This window comes from Mameliella sp. AT18 (assembly GCF_028807275.1).
Taxonomy (GTDB): domain Bacteria; phylum Pseudomonadota; class Alphaproteobacteria; order Rhodobacterales; family Rhodobacteraceae; genus Antarctobacter; species Antarctobacter albus.
Genome location: NZ_JARAMO010000263.1, coordinates 1 through 1571, shown reverse-complemented (window position 1 = coordinate 1571; position 1571 = coordinate 1). Strand labels below are relative to the sequence as shown.

Annotated in this window: 1 protein-coding gene; it reads left to right on the top strand. The window is 65.8% G+C overall.

Features of this window, described 5'->3' with window-relative positions; all coding sequences use genetic code 11:
* Window positions 1-1485 (top strand): dihydrolipoyl dehydrogenase (lpdA, locus tag PVW46_RS22030; RefSeq protein ID WP_338020542.1); only part of this gene is annotated, 1485 nt, incomplete at its 5' end.
* Window positions 1486-1571: the final 86 nt, after the last annotated feature.

Genomic DNA, 1571 nt, shown 5'->3' with positions numbered 1-1571 from the left:
GACGAGGCTCCCGCCGCCGAGGCGCCGAAATCCGTGGCGGCCACCGGCAGCGCCAGCGGCCCCGGCGATGTGCATGCCGAGGTGGTTGTGCTGGGCTCTGGCCCTGGCGGCTATTCGGCGGCCTTCCGTGCCGCCGACCTTGGCAAGAAGGTGGTCATGATCGAGCGCAACCCGACGCTGGGCGGTGTCTGCCTGAACGTGGGCTGCATCCCGTCCAAGGCGCTGTTGCACGTCGCCAAGGTCATCACCGAGGCCGAGGAGATGGGCGCGCACGGGATCAGGTTCTCCAAACCGGAGATCGACCTGGACGAGTTGCGCAGTTTCAAGGACGGGGTCGTCGGCCAGTTGACCGGCGGGCTGGACGGCCTGTCGAAGGGGCGCAAGGTGCAGGTCGTGCGCGGCTATGGCAAGTTTACCGGGCCGAACATGATCGAGGTGCAGGGCGAGGACGGGGTCAAGACCGTCTCCTTTGACCAGTGCATCATCGCCGCCGGGTCGGAACCCGTGGCGCTGCCCTTCATCCCGCATGACGATCCGCGGGTGATCGACTCGACCGGCGCGCTGGAATTGGCCGACATCCCGCAACGGATGCTGGTGCTGGGCGGCGGGATCATCGGGCTGGAGATGGCCTGTGTCTATGACGCGCTGGGATCGAAGATCACCGTGGTCGAACTGATGGACCAGATCATTCCGGGCGCCGACAAGGACATCGTCAAGCCGCTGATGACCCGCATCAAGGGCCGGTACGAGAACATCTTCCTCAAGACCAAGGTGACGGCGGTCGAGGCCCTGGACGAGGGCCTGAAGGTGACCTTCGAGGACGACAAGGGCGAGAGCTTTTCCGATACCTTCGACAAGGTGCTGGTGGCCGTGGGGCGCAAGCCCAATGGCAAGCTGATCGACGCCGAGAAGGCCGGTGTTGGGGTGGACGATCGTGGGTTCATCGGCGTGGACAGCCAGCAGCGGACCGGTGTGAGCCATATCTTTGCCATCGGTGACGTGGTGGGCCAGCCGATGCTGGCGCACAAGGCGGTGCACGAGGGCAAGGTCGCGGCCGAAGTCTGTGCCGGGGAAAAGCGGCATTTCGATGCCAAGCTGATCCCCTCGGTGGCCTACACGGATCCGGAAGTGGCCTGGTGCGGGCTGACCGAGACCGAGGCCAAGGCGAAGGGCGTCAAGTACGAGAAGGGCGTGTTCCCCTGGGCGGCGTCGGGCAAGAGCCTGTCGAACGGGCGCAGCGAGGGTGTGACCAAGCTCTTGTTCGATCCCGAGGACGACCGGGTGATCGGCGCCTGCATCGTGGGCACCAATGCGGGCGACCTGATCTCGGAGGCGGCGCTGGCCATCGAGATGGGGGCGGACGCGGTGGACCTGGGCCACACGATCCACCCGCACCCGACGCTGTCGGAGACAGTGAACTTTGCCGCCGAGATGTTCGAGGGCACGATCACCGACCTGATGCCGCCGAAGAAGCGCAAGAAATGAGGGCCTGAGAGGGCTGTTGGAAAGGGCGGGGTTTCCCGCCCTTTTCGTTTGCCGGGTCGCCGGGACGGGACTGTTTGCGGCTTGCG